The organism is Pseudomonas trivialis, assembly GCF_036864995.1.
GTDB classification, from domain to species: Bacteria; Pseudomonadota; Gammaproteobacteria; order Pseudomonadales; family Pseudomonadaceae; genus Aquipseudomonas; species Aquipseudomonas trivialis.
This window is the reverse complement of record NZ_CP142151.1, coordinates 4,046,131-4,064,122: the sequence shown is the minus strand read 5'-3', so window position 1 is coordinate 4,064,122 and position 17,992 is coordinate 4,046,131. Positions and strand designations below refer to the sequence as shown.

The window sequence follows — 17,992 nt, the reverse complement described above, 5'->3', positions numbered from 1 at the left end:
CTTAAGGCACCTGTAAGATTTTGTGTACCGCACGCGCAGTCGTTCAAGCGCCGTACAGCTGGCCTTTGCGATAGTCCTCTGGCGTTGTCCAGGTCTTCGGGTATCTGTCGCATTCCAGCCAGAACCCAGGGGGCCATTCGCCCAGGTGTGTATCGAGGGTGATACGAAGTGGATACGCAACATTACGTATCGGCGCCTTAGCCGGATGGCCCCCACACAGTGAACACTGCCGCCATGACTACCGTGAGCTTGCTGAAAGACCCCGTAAACACGCGCCCTGACGAGGTGTTGTACGGTCCCCTCCAGCCTGAACTGTTGCGTGACGAGGTGCTCGCCGACCTGCTCGAGGCCACCGCTAAACGTGATCCCCAGCACGTAGCGCTGATCGACGGCGAGCGCCAGCTCAGCTACGGCGAACTGGACCGCCAGGCCGCCTGCGTGGCCTCGCGGCTGATCGAGGCGGGGGTGCGGCCGGGGCAGATCGTCGGCCTGTGGATGCCGCGCGGCATGCAGCTATTGGTGATGCAGGCCGGCATCGCCAAGGCCGGCGCTGCCTGGCTGCCGATGGACGAGGACACGCCGCTCGAACGCCTGCAAGTGTGCATGGAGGATGCCCAGGCGGTCGGCGTTGTTTGCGCACACGGCAGCGCACCGGCGCTGGCTGAGGTGGGGCTTGTCGCCTGGTGCGCAGACGATCTGCTCGCGCCGCTGCAAGGCGCGTTGCAACGCCGCAGCGGTGCCCGGCCCGAAGCCCCGGCCTACGTCATCTACACCTCGGGCTCCACCGGCAAACCCAAGGGCATCCTGATTTCCCAGGGCAGCATCTGCCACTTCCTGCGCAGCGAGAATGCGATCCTCGGCATCCAGGCCAGCGACCGCGTCTACCAGGGTTTTTCCGTGGCCTTCGACATGTCGTTCGAGGAAATCTGGATTGCCTACCTGGTGGGCGCCACCCTGTGGCTTGGCCCCAAGGACATCACCGGCGACCCCGAAGCCCTGCCGCGCATGCTCACCCGCCAGCGCATCAGCGTGCTGCACGCGGTGCCCACCTTGCTGGCGCTGTTCAGTGAAGACGTGCCGAGCCTGCGCCTGATCAACCTCGGCGGCGAAATGTGCCCTGAATCGTTGGTGGAGCGCTGGAGTCGGCCCGGTCGGCAGATCTTCAACACCTATGGCCCCACCGAAGCCACCGTTTCCGCCAGCCTGGCGCGGTTGCAGCCTGGCGCTGCGGTGACCATCGGCACGCCGCTGCCCAACTACGGATTGCTGGTGATCGAAGCCGACCTGGCCCCGGGCGTCATGCCGACCCTGCTGGCGCGCGGGCACACCGGCGAGCTGTGCATCATAGGTCCCGGCCTGGCGGCGGGCTACCTGGGGCGCCCGGACCTGACCCGCGAAAAGTTCATCGACAACCCTTGGGCCAGCGGCTACCACGACGAGCGCCTGTACCGCACCGGCGACCTCGCGCGCATCGACGCCGACGGGCAGGTGGTGTGCCTGGGGCGCGCCGATGATCAGGTGAAGATCCGGGGATTTCGCGTCGAACTGGGCGAAATCGAAGCCTTGCTCGCCCAGCAGCCAGGCGTGGGCACGGTCGCGGTGCTGTTGCGCAACGACGCCGGCATGGATCAGTTGATTGCCTACCTGGTGGCGGAGGGCGGCGTGCCGGTCGAAGGCCTGCCGGCGCAGTTGCGCAAGGCCTTGCAGGCGCGCCTGCCGGCCTACATGGTGCCCAGCCGCTTCGAACTGCTCGACAGCATGCCGCGCCTCACTTCCGGCAAGATTGATCGCAAAACCCTCAAGGCACGGCCGCTTGGCGTCGACACCAGCGGCGCGAGCCTGGAGTCGGACAGCCCGGAAACCCCAGGCGAAAGCGTGCTGTTCGCTGCCCTGCACGCACTCTTCCCCGGCCAGCCGATTCGTCGCGAGGCCGACTTTTTCAGCGACTTGGGCGGCCACTCGTTTTTCGCCGCGCGGCTGGCCTCGGCATTGCGCGCCGACCCACGCTTCGCCCACATCACGGTGCGCGATATCTATCAGCAGCGCCGCGTCGGCGCGATTGCGCAGGTGCTGCAAGTCATGCCGCAACCGGCTGCGCAACAAGTCGCCTGGACCCCGCCGTCGACGCTGGCGCGCTGGCGCTGCGGGTTGGCCCAGGCCGCGCTGCTGCCGGCGATGGTGTGCCTGCGCATGAGCCAGTGGCTGGCGCCGTTTTTCACCTATCACTACCTCACCGGCAGCCCCGGCGACTCGGTGATCTTGGCCACGGCGGCGTCCATCGGCGTATTCCTGCTGGCGACGCTGGTGCAGTTCGTGCTGGCCATCGCCGGCAAATGGCTGATCGCCGGGCGCCTCAAACCGGGCGTCTACCCCTTGTGGGGCCTGACCTATTTTCGCTGGTGGGCCGCGTCGCGCATGATCGAATCGGCGCCGGTCTACCTGCTCAGCGGCTCTTCGCTGTATAGCCTGTGGCTACGGGCGCTCGGCGCCAGGGTTGGGCGCGAGGTCAATATCGGCTCCCTCGGCGTGCGCGTTCCCGACCTGTTGCACATCGGCGATGAGGTCAGCATCGGCAACGGTGTGAGCCTGGAAAACGCCCGCGTCGAGCGCGGCCAACTGCATCTTGGGCAGGTCACGCTCGACGACAACGCCTGCCTGGGCTCCTACACGATTCTGGAAGGCAACACGGCGCTCGGCCGCAGCGCCCACCTGCAAGGGCAATCGGCACTGGCCGACGGTGTGAGCGTGCCGGCCGAGCGCATCTGGAGCGGGTCGCCTGCCGTCGATATCGGCGCGTTCGACCCGGCCAGCCTGCCGCCCAGGCCGGTGGTGGGGCGTGGGCAATTGCTGCTGGAAAACCTGTTCTACGGGGTTGGCATCCTGCTGATCGCCACGCTGTTTTTCATTCCGGTGTTTCCGACGTTTTTCCTTATTGACTGGTTCGATGAGCAGCAAATTCTGCCCTGGCTGCAGGCGCAGAACGTGGGCGTGCAACTGCTGCGTTACTTTGCCCTGGCCCTGCCGGCTGCTGCCGTGCTGATCGTGGCAATGGTGCTGATTTCGGCAGCGCTGCGCTGGGCCGTGCTGCCGCGCCTCAAGCCGGGCAACTACCCGGTGCACAGCCGGGTGTATTGCAGCAAGTGGCTGGTGAGCCATATTCAGGAAGCCAGCCTCAACGTGTTGTCCGGCCTGTATGCGACAGTCTACGCGCCACTGTGGTATCGCCTGCTGGGCGCGAAGGTGGGCCGCGATGCAGAAATCTCCACCGCCCAGGGCGTGATCCCCGACATGCTGACCCTGGGCGATGAAACCTTTATTGCCGACGCTGTGATGCTCGGCGATGAACAGGTCGACGGCGGCTGGATGCGCATTCAGCCGACCGTGGTGTCGCACCGCAGCTTCGTCGGCAATGGCAGCTACATTCCCGACGGCACGACGTTGCCCGAGAACGTGCTGATCGGTGTGCATTCCCGCGCGCCGCTCAACGCCGAGATCGCCAGCGGCGACACCTGGCTCGGCTCGCCGCCGATCAACCTGCCGGCGCGCGAACAGGTCAGTGGCTACCCGGACCACCTTACGTTCCGCCCCTCGTCGTGGCGTCGCCTGGCCCGTGGCAGCATCGAGGGCCTGCGCATCGTGCTGCCCCACGCCACGGTGATCGCGGTGGGCTACACGGTCATGATCGACCTGATGCCAGTGGCGCAGGACGAACGCTGGGGCGCGGTGTTCGGTTACCTGGCGCTGATCGGCCTGGCTTACAGCCTGGGCAACTACCTGCTGGTGGCAGCGTTGAAATGGCTGGTGCTGGGCCGCTATCGCAAGCGCTGCGAAGCGATGTGGACGCCTTTTGTGTGGCTGTCCGAAGGCATCACCAGCCTTTACGAAGGCATGGCCGCGCCCAATTTCATGAGCTACCTGCGCGGCACGCCGTGGCTGCCGCTGGCGTTTCGCGGCCTCGGCTGCAGGATCGGCCGCGGCGTGTACATGGACACCACCGACATCACCGAATTTGACTGCGTGAGCATCGGCGACCACAGCGAATTGAACGCCGGCGCCTGCCCGCAGACGCACCTGTTCGAAGACCGCGTGATGAAAATCGACCGCGTGCTGATCGGTGCACGGGTCTACATGGGGCCGCGCAGTGCGGTGCTGTACAGCGCCGAGGTCGGCGACGGCGCGCGGCTGGGGCCGTTGACCCTGGTGATGAAGGGCGAGAGCATCCCGGCGTGCAGCAGTTGGGTGGGCTGCCCGGCGGCACCGGCACGCGCCTGATGCCGGTGCCCGTGTGCATGTGGCCGGATGCGGTGCCGCGTTGGCAGGCCGGCATCCTGCTGCTTGGTTTGCGGCACGTGCCCGGCACCACGCGCGATGCGGCGCGCACGCGCGTGCGTGAGGTGCTGCTGCAACTGCTGGAGGTGCCGGGTTGCAGCATCGAAGCGTCCGCCGGGGCCGGGCACGCGCCGCAGATTCTAGTGCCGGGGCATGCGCGTGCCGGGCTGTCGATCAGTCATGACGGCGATTTTTCGGTAGCGGCGGTGCATCTGCATGGCCCGGTGGGTGTGGATGTAATGGCCGTGCAGGAGACTGCGGACTGGCGCGGCGTTGCCAGCGATTACCTGGGCCCGCAGGTGCTGGCGCGATTGTGCGCGGCGAACCAAGCGCAGCGGGCCCGTCTGTTCGCCCGCGCCTGGTGCGAGCGCGAGGCGCGGCTCAAATGTGCGGGGCTGGGCTTGAGCGAATGGTCGGCAGAGTCGCAGCCGCCGGCCCGCACCCTGGAGTTGGCGTTGCCGGCGGGGCTGGTCGGCGCATTGGCGCTGCCGGTATGAATTGCGCTGCATTCAGTCATGAAACGGCCTTAGTATGTGTGTTTTGAAACTGCCAAGGCTCACCCATGACCATCGAGATTCGCCCCGCCGTGCCCAGCGATGCTGCGCAGATCCTGACTTTCATCACCGAGCTTGCCGAATATGAGAAGGCCCGGCATGAAGTGATCGCCAGCGTGGTGGATATCGAACGCAGCCTGTTCAGCGAGGGCGCCACCGCCCATGGCCTGATCTGCCTGCGCGACGGTTTGCCGATTGGGTTCGCGGTGTTTTTTTCAGTTACTCCACATGGCTGGGCAGCAACTGCCTGTACCTGGAAGACCTCTACATCAACCCGGAACAGCGCGGCGGCGGCGCGGGCAAGAAGTTGCTGCGCCACCTGGCCAAAATCGCCTGCGACAATGGCTGCGGGCGTTTCGAGTGGAGCGTGCTGGACTGGAACGAGCCGGCGATTGCCTTCTACAAGTCCATCGGCGCCCAGCCCCAGGAAGAGTGGGTGCGCTACCGCATGGAAGGCGACGCGTTGCGCGACTTTGCCCTTGGCTGACGTACATCTCTGAAAACACTGAAGATCAACGGTGGGAGGGGCTTGCTCCCGATTGCTGAGTGTCAGTTACAGATATGCTGACTGACACACCGCTATCGGGAGCAAGCCCCCTCCCACAGTGTTTTGTATATTTTCTCACTATGTGGGATGTAAATTTATATATTGAGATATTTAAGTCTCCGGGTTTATAGTCGCCTGCATCACCACTCACTGCCAAAAATAAAACAGGTGAAGCGATGCAGGCACAACCGTTGTCACTCCCCGCCGTGCCCGAGCCGGTTTACGGCGAGCGGCTGAAGAACAAGGTGGTGATCATCACCGGTGCCGCCCAGGGCATTGGCGAGGCCATCGTGGCCTGTTTCCAGGCCCAGCAGGCGCGCCTGCTGATTGCCGATATCCAGGCCGACAAGGTCGAGAAGGTCGCTGCCCACTGGCGCGAACGCGGCGCCGAGATTTACGCGCAAGCGGTCGACATCACCTGCAAAGCGCAATGGCAGGCGCTGGTCGACACGGTCATCGAACGCTTCGGTCGCGTCGATGTGCTGGTCAACTGCGCCGGGGTCAACGTATTCCGCGACCCGCTGGAGATGACCGACGACGATTGGCGCCGCTGCTTCGCGATCGACCTGGACGGCGCCTGGTACGGCTGCCGCAGTGTGTTGCCGCACATGATCGAGCAGGGCATCGGCAACATCATCAACATCGCGTCCACCCATTCCAGCCACATCATTCCCGGCTGCTTCCCGTACCCCGTTGCCAAGCATGGCCTGCTCGGGCTGACCCGCGCCCTGGGCATCGAGTACGCGCCCAAGGGCATCCGCGTGAATGCGATTGCACCGGGCTATATCGAAACCCAGCTCAATGTCGATTACTGGAACGCCTTTCCCGACCCCCACGCCGAACGCCAGCGCGCGTTCGACCTGCACCCGCCCAAGCGCATCGGCCAGCCCATCGAGGTGGCGATGACCGCGCTGTTCCTGGCGACCGACGAGGCGCCCTTTATCAATGCCACCTGCCTGATGATCGATGGCGGGCGGTCTGTGATGTACCACGACTGAAACGTTGCTCAATAACAAGAATGAGGTGGTTCATGCTGGTCAAAAACAGACTTAAGAAAACCCTGGGCGCCGTGGCGTTTGCATTGGCCTTCAGTGGAACTGTTTGCGCTGAAGAAGTAAAAATCGGCTTCCTGGTCAAACAGGCCGAAGAACCCTGGTTCCAGACCGAGTGGGCCTTCGCCGAAAAAGCCGGCAAGGAACACGGCTTCACCGTGATCAAGATCGCCGTGCCCGATGGCGAGAAAACCCTCTCGGCCATCGACAGCCTGGCCGCCAACGGCGCCAAGGGCTTTGTGATCTGCCCGCCGGACGTGTCCCTCGGCCCGGCCATCGTCGCCAAGGCCAAGGCCAACGGCCTCAAGGTGATTGCTGTGGACGACCGTTTCGTCGACGCCAAGGGCGCGTTCATGGAAGACGTGCCGTACCTGGGCATGGCCGCGTTCGAAGTGGGCCAGAAGCAGGGCGCCGCGATGGCCGCCGAAGCGAAAAAACGTGGCTGGGACTGGAAGGACACCTACGCGGTGATCAACACCTTCAACGAGCTCGACACCGGTAAAAAACGCACCGACGGTTCGATCAAATCCCTCGAAGAAGCCGGCATTCCCAAGGACCACATCCTCACTGCCGCACTGAAAACCCTCGACGTTCCGGGCAGCATGGACGCCACCAACTCGGCGCTGGTCAAGCTGCCCAGCGGCGCGAAAAACCTGATCATCGGCGGCATGAACGACAACACCGTGCTCGGCGGCGTGCGCGCCACGGAAAGCGCCGGGTTTGCGGCGGCCAACGTGATCGGCATCGGCATCAACGGCACCGACGCCATCGGCGAATTGAAGAAAGCCAACAGCGGTTTCTTCGGCTCGATGCTGCCCAGCCCGCACATCGAAGGCTACAACACGGCGCTGATGATGTACGAGTGGGTCACCAAGGGCACCGAACCGCCGAAATACACGGCGATGGACGAAGTGACGCTGATCACCCGGGAAAACTTCAAGGAAGAACTGACCAAAATCGGGCTGTGGAAATGAGTGCGGCCGCCCTGCGTTTTGAGGGTATCGGCAAAACCTTTCCCGGGGTCAAGGCGCTGGACGGCATCTGCTTTACCGCCCAGCCGGGGCAGGTGCATGCGCTGATGGGCGAGAACGGCGCGGGCAAGTCGACGCTGCTGAAAATTCTTGGCGGCGCCTACATTCCCAGCAGTGGCTCGGTACAGATCGGCGCGCAGACCATGGCGTTCAAATGCGCCGCTGACAGCATTGCCAGCGGTGTGGCGGTGATCCACCAGGAACTGCACCTGGTGCCGGAAATGAGCGTGGCGGAGAACCTGTTCCTCGGGCACCTGCCGTCGCGCTTCGGCGTGGTCAACGGCGGCCTGCTGCGCCAGCAGGCGCTGGCCTGCCTTAAGGGCCTGGCCGATGAAATCGACCCGGACGAGAAGCTCGGCCGCCTGTCCCTGGGCCAGCGCCAACTGGTGGAAATTGCCAAGGCGCTGTCCCGTGGTGCCCATGTGATCGCCTTCGATGAACCCACCAGCAGCCTCTCGGCGCGGGAAATCGACCGGCTGATGGCGATCATCGCGCGCCTGCGCGATGAGGGCAAAGTGGTGCTCTACGTGTCGCACCGCATGGAAGAGGTGTTCCGCATCTGCGACGCGGTCACGGTGTTCAAGGACGGGCGCTACGTGCGCACGTTCGAGGACATGAGCGCGCTGACCCACGACCAGTTGGTGACCTGCATGGTCGGGCGCGATATCCAGGACATCTACGACTACCGCCCGCGCGAGCACGGTGAGGTGGCGCTCAAGGTCGACGGGCTGCTCGGCCCGGGCTTGCGTGAGCCGGTCAGCTTCGAGGTGCGCAAGGGCGAGATCCTCGGGCTGTTCGGGCTGGTGGGGGCAGGGCGCACCGAGCTGTTTCGGCTGCTCTCCGGGCTGGAGCGCAGCACCGCAGGGCAGCTGGAGCTGTGCGGCGAAACCCTGCACCTGCGCTCACCGCGCGATGCCATCGACGCCGGCGTGCTGCTGTGCCCGGAAGACCGCAAGAAGGAAGGCATCATCCCGCTGTCCAGCGTGGCGGAAAACATCAACATCAGCGCCCGTGGCGCCCATGCCTCGTTTGGCTGGCTGCTGCGCGAGAAGTGGGAGAAGGGCAACGCCGGCCAGCAGATCCAGGCGATGAAGGTGAAGACGCCCAACGCCGAGCAGAAAATCATGTACCTGTCCGGCGGCAATCAGCAGAAGGCCATTCTGGGCCGCTGGCTGTCGATGCCGATGAAGGTGCTGCTGCTCGATGAGCCGACGCGGGGCATCGACATCGGCGCCAAGTCGGAGATCTACCAGATCATCCACAACCTGGCCGCCAGCGGCATTGCGGTGATCGTAGTGTCCAGTGACCTGATGGAAGTGATGGGGATTTCCGACCGCATCCTGGTGCTGTGCGAAGGCGCCCTGCGCGGCGAACAACGGCGTGAACACGCCACTGAATCCAACTTGCTGCAGCTGGCCTTGCCGCGCGGCCCGGCCCACTGAGAGACGACTATGACGACCCAAGACAACGCGCTGCCCAAAGCGCGCAAACCCCTGGACCTGCGCGCGCTGCTGGATAACTGGGCGATGCTGCTGGCGGCCGTGAGCATCTTCGTGCTGTGCGCCTTGCTCATCGACAACTTCCTCTCGCCGCTGAACATGCGCGGCCTGGGCCTGGCGATTTCCACGGTAGGCATCGCCGCCTGCACCATGCTGTTCTGCCTGGCCTCGGGGCACTTCGATTTATCGGTGGGCTCGGTGATCGCCTGTGCCGGCGTGGTGGCGGCCATTGTGATGCGCGACACCGACAGCGTGATGCTGGGCATCGGCGCCGCCCTGGGGATGGGCCTGCTGGTGGGGCTGATCAACGGCATCGTGATCGCCAAGCTGCGGGTCAATGCGTTGATCACCACGCTGGCGACCATGCAGATTGTGCGTGGCCTGGCCTATATCTTTGCCGACGGCAAAGCGGTGGGCGTGTCCCAGGATCAGTTCTTCATCTTCGGCAACGGCCAGTTGCTGGGCGTGCCGGTGCCGATCCTGATCACCATCGTGTGCTTCGTGTTCTTCGGCTGGCTGCTCAACTACACCACCTACGGGCGCAACACCATGGCCATCGGCGGCAACCCGGAAGCGGCGCTGCTGGCGGGGGTCAATGTTGACCGCACGAAGATCATCATCTTCGCCGTGCACGGCCTGATCGGCGCCCTGGCCGGGGTGATCCTCGCCTCGCGCATGACCTCGGGCCAGCCGATGATCGGCCAGGGTTTCGAGCTGACAGTGATTTCCGCCTGCGTACTGGGCGGGGTGTCGCTGAGCGGCGGCATCGGCATGATCCGCCACGTGATTGCCGGGGTGCTGATTCTGGCGATTATCGAAAACGCGATGAACCTGAAGAACATCGACACGTTTTATCAATACGTGATCCGCGGCTCGATCCTGTTGCTGGCGGTGGTCATCGACCGCATGAAGCAACGCTGACCTCAAGCCATATGAACAACCCAATCTGGGAGGGGGCTTGCTCCCGATAGCGGTGCATCAGTCGACACATCAGTCGCTGACACCCCGCTATCGCAGGCAAGCCCCCTCCCACATTGGATCTGCACTGATTTGAAGTTGGGTATTTGCCATAATGCTGCCGTGTTCACACTTATAGGGCCCGATATGCAGGAAACATCCCCCACCCCCGGCAAAGACGTCGCCCCCACCGGCACCCAGACCCTGCTGCGCGGCCTGGGCGTGGTCCAGGCTGTGGCGGCCGGTGCGCGGGATCTGAAAGAGATCGCCCGACGCATCGGCACCACCCGCAGCACCACGCACCGCCTGGCCAGTTGCCTGGTGGAAGAACGTTATCTGCGCGTGGTGCCGCAGGTCGGCTACCTGCTGGGGCCAAAACTGATCGAGCTGGGCTTTCAGGCGCGTGAGGAATTGCCGTTGGTGAGCCTGGCAGTACCGTACCTGGATGAGCTGTCGGCGCTGACCGGCGACACCATTCACCTGGCCATCCGCGAATACGACGACGTGCTCTACCTGCACAAGAACCCTGGCCGCAATGGCCCGGAGATGCGTTCGCGGGTCGGCCATCGGATGCCGCTGGCGCGTACCGGGGTGGGCAAGGCGATGCTGCTCGATGACAGCGTGGCGGAATGGCAGCGCTTGTACGAAGCCAGCCTGCCCGAGGGTGGGAAAAGCCTGCAATGGCCGCAACACCCGGAACAATCCTGGGCACAGTTCGAGCAGCGCATGCATGAATACGTGGTGGGCGGTTATGCGTTCGATCTGGAAGACAACGAACCGTCGATCCGTTGCGTGGCGGCACCGGTGCGCGATGCCAGCCGGCGAATCGTCGCCGGCATCAGCATCGCCAGTACCGTGCCCTACATGCCGCTGGAGAAAATGGCCGAGCTGATTCCTGTGATCAAACAGGTGGCGGCCCGGCTGTCCGCGGAGTTGGGCGCCAAGGCCTGATCAGGCCTTGAGGGTCGCCATGTCGATGACAAAGCGGTACTTCACATCACCGGCGATCATGCGGGTGTAGGCTTCGTTGATCTGGCGGATGTCGAGCATTTCGATATCACAGGTGATGTCGTGCTCGGCGCAGAAATCCAGGACTTCCTGGGTTTCGGCAATACCGCCGATCAACGAGCCGGCCAGCACTTTGCGGCCCAGCACCAGCTTGGCGGCATTCACCGGCGGGTCCACTGGCTCGATCAAACCGACCAGGATATGCACGCCGTCAAAGCGCAGGGTGTCCAGGTAGGGGTTGATGTCGTGCTGCACCGGGATGGTGTCGAGCAGGAAGTCGAAGTGCCCGGCGGCGGCTTTCATCTGTTCGGCGTCGGTGGACACGATCACATGGTCAGCGCCCTGGCGACGGCCTTCTTCGGCCTTGCTCGCGGAGCGGGTGAACAGCGTGACTTCGGCGCCCATGGCCTTGGCGAACTTGATGCCCATGTGGCCCAGGCCGCCCATACCGAGGATGCCGACCTTGTCGCCGGCCTTGACGCCGTAATGCTTGAGCGGCGAGTAGGTGGTGATGCCTGCACAGAGGATCGGCGCGGCGCTGGCCAGGTCGAGTTTGGCCGGAATCTTCACCACGAAGTGTTCGCTGACCACGATGCTGTCGGAGTAGCCGCCCATGGTGTTGCTGCCGTCCACGCGATCGGGGGTGGCGTAGGTCATGGTCGGGCCTTCGAGACAGTATTGCTCCAGGTCCGATGTGCACGCGGCGCAGGTGCGGCACGAGTCGACCATGCAGCCGACGCCCACCAGGTCGCCGATTTTGTGTGCGGTCACGCTGGCACCGACGGCGGTAACCTTGCCGACGATCTCGTGGCCCGGCATCAGCGGGTACACGGCGATGCCCCATTCGTTGCGCGCCTGGTGGATATCGGAGTGGCAGACGCCGCAGTAGAGGATCTCGATGGCCACGTCATCGGCGCGCGGGCTGCGGCGTTCAAACGACATGGGGGCGAGGGGAGTGGTGGCCGACTGGGCGGCGTAACCGATAGCGGTATACATAGGGGAAGCCTCGCAAAAACAATAACAAGTGAGGCGTGCCATTCTCCCCGCCGAGCCTGCTCGCGGCCATGGTGATTGCTCCGGGACTTATGCCTATTCGTCCGGGAGTGCCCCTGGTTTGGATGCATTGGCCGCCAGACCTGCGATGATGTTCTCATCCCTTTTTTGCGAAGTTTTTGCCATGTTGTTGACCCGCCATCTCGACGCCAACGCCACGCTGGTTTCCCTGATTGAGGGGCTGACGCCCCGCGATGGTTTTTCCCCGACTCACCTGCCAGGCGTGAAAGTGTTGCGCGCCAGTTGCGATGTGGCACGCGGGCCGCAGATCTATGAGCCGAGCCTGATGTTCGTCGCCCAGGGCAGCAAGGTCGCGTACCTGGGCCCGCGTACCCTCGAATACGGCGCCGGGCATTACCTGATCCAGGCGATGCCGGTGCCGTTCGAATGCGAGACCTTTGCCATGGCCCCCGACGCACCGCTGTATGGCGTGACCGTGGGGATCGACCGGGTGGTGCTGGGCGAACTGGTGATGGCCATGGGCATGCAGGCCGGGCCGCCGCCGATGCCGCAGACCCTTGAGTCGATGAGTTCAGTGGTGCTCGATGATGCCATGCGTGGTTGCGTGGAGCGGCTGTTGCAATGCCTGCACGATCCGCTGGAAAGCCGAATCATGGGCCCGGCGAGAGTGCGCGAATTGTTGTTCACCGCGTTGCGTGGCCCGCAGGCGGACGTGTTGCGCGCGCTGGTCGAGCAGCAGGGGCAATTCTCGCGCATCGCCACGTCGTTGAGTCACCTGCATGCCCATTACGCCGAGCCGCTGAATATCGAGACCCTGGCCGGGTATGCGCACATGAGTGCGTCGACCTTTCATGAACACTTCAAGCGTTGCACCCTGTTATCGCCGGTGCAGTACCTCAAGCGTCTGCGTTTATTGAAGGCCCAGCAATTGTTGCTGGTGGAAGGCATGGGCGTGGCGCAGGCGGCGCACAGCGTGGGGTATCAGAGCACGTCGCAGTTCAGTCGCGAGTACAAGCGCTATTTTCTGCGCAACCCTGGCGAAGAGCGGGCTGCCTAGATTCTGTTGATGCAACTCGGTCAATGTGGGAGCGGGCTTGCTCGCGAAAGCGGTCTGTCAGTTGATGAATGTATGGGCTGACCAAACGCCTTCGCGAGCAAGCCGGCTCCCACACTTGACCGAGTCGACTGGCCCTTTTTCGGCCGCAAAAAAGGCCCCCGTCTGGGAGCCTTCTTCTCAAGCAGCTGGTTTACATATTCGGATAAGTCGGCCCACCCGCGCCTTCCGGCGATACCCAGGTGATGTTCTGCGAAGGGTCCTTGATGTCACAGGTCTTGCAGTGCACGCAGTTCTGGGCGTTGATCTGGAAACGCTTCTCGCCGTCTTCCTTCGTCACCACTTCATACACGCCGACCGGGCAGTAGCGTTGCGCCGGTTCATCGTAGAGCGGCAGGTTGGTGCCGATCGGGATGCTCGGGTCTTTCAGCTTCAAGTGGCACGGCTGCTCTTCTTCGTGGTTGGTACCGGAGATGAACACCGAGCTCAGCTTGTCGAAACTCAGCTTGCCGTCGGGTTTGGGGTAGTCGATCTTCTTGCAGTCCTTGGCCAGCTTCAGGCAGGCGTAGTCCGGCGTGTTGTCGTGCAGGGTGAAGGGGAGCTTGCCGGCAAAGATGTTCTGGTCCAGCCAGTTGAAGCCGCCGCCGAGGATGGCGCCGAACTTGTGCACGGCCGCGCCGAAGTTGCGGCTGGCGAACAGTTCTTCGTACAACCAGCTCGACTTGAAGCTGTCGACGTAAGCGGTCAGTTCATCACCGCCTTCGGACTCGGCAAACAGGCGGTCGGCCACGGCGTCGGCGGCGAGCATGCCGGACTTCATCGCGGTATGGCTGCCTTTGATCTTGGCGAAGTTCAGGGTGCCCAGGTCGCAACCGATCAACGCGCCGCCCTTGAACACCATTTTCGGCAGCGAGTTCAGGCCGCCTTTGCAGATGGCGCGGGCGCCGTAGCTGATGCGCTTGCCGCCTTCGAGGTGCTGGGCCAGCACCGGGTGGTGCTTGAGGCGCTGGAACTCATCGAAGGGCGACAGGAAGGTATTGCTGTAAGACAGGTCGACGATCAGGCCGACCACCACCTGGTTGTTTTCCAGGTGATACAGGAACGAGCCGCCGGTGTTCTCGGTGCCCATGATATCCAGCGGCCAGCCGGCGGTGTGCACCACCAGACCGGGTTGGTGTTTGGCCGGATCGATTTCCCAGATTTCTTTGAGACCGATGCCGTAGTGCTGGGCGTCGGCGTCGCTGTCCAGGTTGAAGCGCTGGATCAGTTGCTTGCCGATATGCCCACGGCAACCTTCGGCGAACAGCGTGTACTTGCCGCGCAATTCCATGCCGGGGGTGTACACGCCTTCCTTGGGTTTGCCTTCACGGTCGACGCCGAGGTCGCCGGTGATGATCCCGCGCACCACGCCGTTTTCGTCGAACAACGCTTCCTGAGCGGCGAAGCCTGGGTAGACCTCCACGCCGAGGTTCTCGGCCTGCTGGGCCAGCCAGCGGCACAGATTGCCCAGGGAGATAATGTAGTTGCCTTCGTTGTGCATGGTCTTGGGCACAAAGAAGTCGGGCACCTTGGTGGAGGTGTCGGGGCTGCGCAGTACATAGATGTCATCGCGCACCACAGGCGTGTTGAGCGGGGCGCCGAGGGACTTCCAGTCCGGGAACAGTTCGTTCAGGGCGCGAGGTTCAAACACCGCACCGGAAAGGATGTGAGCGCCGACTTCGGAACCTTTCTCGACCACGCAGACGCTGATTTCCTTGCCAGCGTCAGCGGCCTTCTGCTTCAGGCGGCAGGCGGCGGAAAGGCCCGCAGGGCCGGCGCCGACGATGACCACGTCGAATTCCATGTATTCGCGTTCCACAGGCTATCTCCTACTCAAGGCTCAACAGGCTTTTTTTCTAATGGGTGGAGGTTCGGTGCGGCCGTGCGGCAATGGCAGGACTCACCTTTCTCTCTAGGTGGCGCATTCTAGGTCGCGCATTATATCTACACCACTGCGAGCGTCCAATACAAACGTTTGTTTGAATTGCCCGCAGGCTAGGTAAATCAAAGCAGCGCGGCTTATAACTGGCTATTTTGCCGTATTGACCAGAATAGGTGTTCCGGTCAAGATACGGTCGGTTTTGCGCTTACCGTAGGCAGACTGCAGGTTTCAGGAGTACGTCCAAAAGCAGGCCAGGGCATGTGTGCTTTTTAAACAGCGCTCAGTTTACACGCCGCCATAAAGAATGACCTGTCAGTCACCGCTGACAAACGGTCATCACTGTCCGTGATCAAGGTCACGCGCCGAGGTTTTTGGAGGTGCCCTTGTGTGCCGATGAGCATCAACCGCCAGGTTCGCCTAGGCGACTTTCTTTTCACCGGAGAGTAACGAGGAATCCATGAAGGTTCTTGTAGCTGTCAAACGCGTTGTCGATTACAACGTGAAAGTTCGCGTCAAGGCGGACAATTCCGGCGTCGACCTTGCTAACGTCAAGATGTCGATGAACCCTTTCTGTGAAATCGCCGTGGAAGAAGCCGTACGCCTGAAAGAGAAAGGCGTGGCGACCGAAATCGTCGTGGTTTCCATCGGCCCGACCACTGCCCAGGAACAACTGCGTACTGCCCTGGCCCTGGGCGCCGACCGCGCCATCCTGGTCGAGTCCGCTGAAGAGCTGACCTCCCTGGCTGTGGCCAAGCTGCTCAAGGCTGTTGTCGACAAGGAACAGCCACAGCTGGTGATCCTCGGCAAACAAGCCATCGACAGCGACAACAACCAGACCGGCCAGATGCTGGCTGCGCTGACCGGTTACGGCCAGGGCACCTTCGCTTCCAAGGTTGAAGTGAGCGGCGACAGCGTGGCCGTGACCCGCGAGATCGACGGCGGCGCGCAGACCGTTTCCCTGAAACTGCCGGCCATCGTCACCACCGACCTGCGTTTGAACGAGCCGCGCTACGCGTCCCTGCCCAACATCATGAAAGCCAAGAAGAAGCCGCTGGAGTCGCTGACGCCAGAAGCTCTGGGCGTTTCCACCGCCTCCACCAACAAGACCGTCAAGGTTGAAGCGCCGGCTGCACGCAGCGCGGGCATCAAGGTCAAGTCGGTGGCTGAACTGGTCGAGAAACTGAAAAACGAAGCGAAGGTAATCTAAACATGACTATCTTGGTAATCGCTGAACACGACAACAAGGTGCTGGCCCCGGCCACCCTGAACACCGTGGCCGCCGCCGTTAAAATCGGTGGCGATATTCACCTGCTGGTAGCCGGTGAGGGCGCAGGCCCGGTGGCTGAGGCTGCTGCAAAAATCGCTGGCGTAAGCAAAGTGCTGAACGCCGACAACGCCGCCTACGCGCATCAGTTGCCGGAAAACGTTGCGCCACTGGTTGCAGAGCTGGGCAAGGGCTACAGCCACATCCTGGCCGCTGCCACTTCCAACGGCAAAAACATCCTGCCACGCGTTGCCGCGCAGCTGGACGTCGACCAGATCTCCGAGATCATCTCGGTCGAAAGCGCCGATACCTTCAAGCGCCCGATCTACGCCGGTAACGCCATTGCCACCGTGCAATCGAGCGCCGCGATCAAGGTCATCACCGTGCGCGCCACCGGTTTCGACCCGGTCACCGCTGAAGGTGGCTCGGCCACTGTTGAAGCCGTCTGCGCCGCCCACGACGCAGGCACTTCCAGCTTTGTTGGCGAAGAGCTGGCCAAGTCGGACCGGCCTGAATTGACCGCTGCCAAGATCGTCGTTTCCGGCGGGCGCGGCATGCAGAACGGCGACAACTTCAAGCACCTGTACGCCCTGGCCGACAAGCTGGGCGCGGCGGTCGGCGCCTCCCGCGCTGCCGTCGACGCAGGTTTCGTACCCAACGACATGCAGGTCGGCCAGACCGGCAAGATCGTCGCGCCACAGCTGTACATCGCCGTCGGTATCTCCGGCGCGATCCAGCATCTGGCCGGCATGAAGGACTCCAAAGTGATCGTTGCGATCAATAAGGACGAAGAAGCACCAATCTTCCAGGTGGCTGATTACGGCCTGGTGGCGGACTTGTTCGAAGCCGTACCCGAGTTGGAGAAGCTGGTCTAATCCAGCCGCTTCACTTATAAAGAGCCCGGTCTTGTGACCGGGCTTTTTTTTGACTATCGGAGACCTTCGCCATGGAATTGCGCCCCTGGATCGTACTGCTGGGCCTCACGCTGCTGCCGACCCTGGCGCAAGCCGCCGGCAAATGTAATCGCCTGGTCATCACCGGCAGCCCGGATGCACCGCCCTTGCTCTGGCGCGACCCGCAAGACCCCACGCACCTGATCGGCGCCACCGCCGATGTGCTGCAGCAGGTGGCCAAGGACCTCGGCCTGAAAATCGACCTGCTCTACGGCGGCAAACGCGCCGCCGCCCTGGATGAAGTGCGCAGCGGGCGCATGGACATTCTCGCCGACGCAACGCTGAACCTCGGCGAGCTGCAAACCCTGGACTACATTCACCCGCCGCTGGTGCAGCTCGACTACCTCGTCTGGACCCGCAAGGATTCCGCCCTGGTCTATACCACTGCGGCCGACCTGCACGGCCACTCAGGCGCCGTGTCGGAACGGGCGCGTTTGAGTGCGGACTTCGACACCTTCGCCAGTCAGCAGCTCAACCTGCAACGCTTGCCCACGCTGACCCCGGCGTTTCAGAAACTGTTGCTGGGTGAGGTGGACTACGTACTCGCCAGTCGCTATTCCGGCATGGCCATGGCCCAGAGTCTGGGCATGAGCAACGACCTGGTGGCTCGCGAAGTGCCCATCGATCAGCCCGGCCTGTACCTGGCCATTTCTCACAACTCGGCCTGCAATGATCCGTGGCTGCGCGGACAGCTGGCGAAAAAGATGACAGAATTGCCCGCGTCCGGTGTGGCGCAAGCTGCGTTGCAGCGCAATCTGGAGCGCTGGAAGGCGCAATTGCAGCAACCCGTCGGCACCTCAACACAGTAG

The 17,992-nt window shown here is 63.1% G+C and carries 13 protein-coding genes and 1 pseudogene; 12 read left to right on the top strand and 2 right to left on the bottom strand.

Annotated elements, in window-relative coordinates:
- Window positions 1-234: 234 nt before the first annotated feature.
- The 8 genes and pseudogenes from VRB54_RS17710 to VRB54_RS17675 all read left to right on the top strand — a co-directional run bounded on the left by VRB54_RS17710 (window position 235) and on the right by VRB54_RS17675 (window position 10,920).
- Window positions 235-4,272 (top strand): Pls/PosA family non-ribosomal peptide synthetase, encoded by a 4,038-nt coding sequence (locus VRB54_RS17710; RefSeq protein ID WP_338478199.1) that lies wholly within the window; start codon window positions 235-237, stop codon window positions 4,270-4,272.
- A complete protein-coding gene (locus VRB54_RS17705; RefSeq protein WP_338478198.1) occupies window positions 4,227-4,826 on the top strand; it encodes a 4'-phosphopantetheinyl transferase family protein in 600 nt (199 codons plus the stop codon). Before VRB54_RS17710 ends, VRB54_RS17705 begins: the two co-directional genes overlap by 46 nt.
- Window positions 4,827-4,891: 65 nt before the next feature.
- A pseudogene (locus VRB54_RS17700) lies at window positions 4,892-5,370 on the top strand (GNAT family N-acetyltransferase).
- A gap of 236 nt (window positions 5,371-5,606) precedes the next feature.
- On the top strand, window positions 5,607-6,428 hold the full coding sequence (locus tag VRB54_RS17695; protein WP_338478197.1) for an SDR family oxidoreductase: 822 nt from the start codon (window positions 5,607-5,609) through the stop codon (window positions 6,426-6,428).
- A gap of 32 nt (window positions 6,429-6,460) precedes the next feature.
- Complete coding sequence (locus tag VRB54_RS17690) at window positions 6,461-7,456, top strand: substrate-binding domain-containing protein (protein WP_245229013.1); 996 nt, start codon at window positions 6,461-6,463, stop codon at window positions 7,454-7,456.
- Window positions 7,453-8,955: an L-arabinose ABC transporter ATP-binding protein AraG gene (gene araG / locus VRB54_RS17685; protein ID WP_338478196.1), complete on the top strand. Its 1,503-nt coding sequence runs from the start codon at window positions 7,453-7,455 to the stop codon at window positions 8,953-8,955. The genes VRB54_RS17690 and araG overlap by 4 nt, the downstream gene beginning before the upstream one ends.
- A gap of 9 nt (window positions 8,956-8,964) precedes the next feature.
- On the top strand, window positions 8,965-9,933 hold the full coding sequence (gene araH / locus VRB54_RS17680; protein ID WP_069665466.1) for an L-arabinose ABC transporter permease AraH: 969 nt from the start codon (window positions 8,965-8,967) through the stop codon (window positions 9,931-9,933).
- Window positions 9,934-10,116: 183 nt separating this feature from the next.
- The gene (locus VRB54_RS17675) at window positions 10,117-10,920 is read left to right on the top strand and encodes an IclR family transcriptional regulator (protein WP_057009255.1); all 804 of its coding nucleotides are present in this window, start codon (window positions 10,117-10,119) and stop codon (window positions 10,918-10,920) included.
- On the opposite strand, the gene VRB54_RS17670 is transcribed toward VRB54_RS17675, so the two are convergent.
- Window positions 10,921-11,973 carry an NAD(P)-dependent alcohol dehydrogenase gene (locus VRB54_RS17670; RefSeq protein ID WP_338478195.1) on the bottom strand — a complete coding sequence of 351 codons (1,053 nt, stop codon included), beginning with the start codon at window positions 11,971-11,973 and terminating at the stop codon, window positions 10,921-10,923.
- A gap of 181 nt (window positions 11,974-12,154) precedes the next feature.
- Here VRB54_RS17670 and VRB54_RS17665 point away from each other — a divergent pair, with 181 nt between their 5' ends.
- On the top strand, window positions 12,155-13,048 hold the full coding sequence (locus VRB54_RS17665; RefSeq protein ID WP_338478194.1) for an AraC family transcriptional regulator: 894 nt from the start codon (window positions 12,155-12,157) through the stop codon (window positions 13,046-13,048).
- Between the two features lie 190 nt (window positions 13,049-13,238).
- On the opposite strand, the gene VRB54_RS17660 is transcribed toward VRB54_RS17665, so the two are convergent.
- Window positions 13,239-14,903, bottom strand: coding sequence for an electron transfer flavoprotein-ubiquinone oxidoreductase (locus VRB54_RS17660; protein ID WP_338478193.1), 1,665 nt, complete (start codon window positions 14,901-14,903; stop codon window positions 13,239-13,241).
- A 520-nt stretch (window positions 14,904-15,423) separates the two neighbouring features.
- On the opposite strand from VRB54_RS17660, the gene VRB54_RS17655 reads away from it, so the two are divergent.
- The 3 genes from VRB54_RS17655 to VRB54_RS17645 all read left to right on the top strand — a co-directional run bounded on the left by VRB54_RS17655 (window position 15,424) and on the right by VRB54_RS17645 (window position 17,992).
- On the top strand, window positions 15,424-16,173 hold the full coding sequence (locus VRB54_RS17655; RefSeq protein WP_057009251.1) for an electron transfer flavoprotein subunit beta/FixA family protein: 750 nt from the start codon (window positions 15,424-15,426) through the stop codon (window positions 16,171-16,173).
- Window positions 16,174-16,175: 2 nt separating this feature from the next.
- Window positions 16,176-17,105: an electron transfer flavoprotein subunit alpha/FixB family protein gene (locus tag VRB54_RS17650; protein WP_338478191.1), complete on the top strand. Its 930-nt coding sequence runs from the start codon at window positions 16,176-16,178 to the stop codon at window positions 17,103-17,105.
- A 71-nt stretch (window positions 17,106-17,176) separates the two neighbouring features.
- Window positions 17,177-17,992 (top strand): substrate-binding periplasmic protein, encoded by an 816-nt coding sequence (locus VRB54_RS17645; protein ID WP_338478190.1) that lies wholly within the window; start codon window positions 17,177-17,179, stop codon window positions 17,990-17,992.